The following is a 343-nucleotide window of genomic DNA, read 5'->3' as shown; positions in this document are numbered from 1 at the left end:
CCTGATATCCCCATGGAAACATTCGTACCTGGAATCGGAATACCAACTTCTGACACAGTAATATTCTTAAAAAGATCTTTTAGAGTATTCGTCGTGGAGTCTTTCGCAAATTGTTGAGCATCAAAGGAGAAATTTATATTTTTATAATATGAATTACCAGTTATTCCCACGCTCCAATAATTAGCTACATTCGGTACTGATACTTTCATTTTCTCAATAAGGTGCTTGATACCTTCTTCAAGACTTGTATAGACTGAAGTTTCCGCTAAGTCATTACCATAGTCTCCTAACGTCTTAACTGAAGATGAATCTCCATACTCCGCCTTCTTAGTCACCTCCCTCG

At 37.6% G+C, this 343-nt stretch carries 1 pseudogene; it reads right to left on the bottom strand.

Annotated elements, in window-relative coordinates:
- A pseudogene (locus HMPREF2628_RS08110) lies at nt 1-343 on the bottom strand (hypothetical protein); the annotation flags it as partial.

This window comes from Streptococcus sp. HMSC063B03 (genome assembly GCF_001836965.1).
GTDB lineage: Bacteria > Bacillota > Bacilli > Lactobacillales > Streptococcaceae > Streptococcus > Streptococcus pneumoniae_F.
Note: the sequence above shows the minus strand (reverse complement) of the source record. Positions and strands in the feature narration are given on the sequence as shown.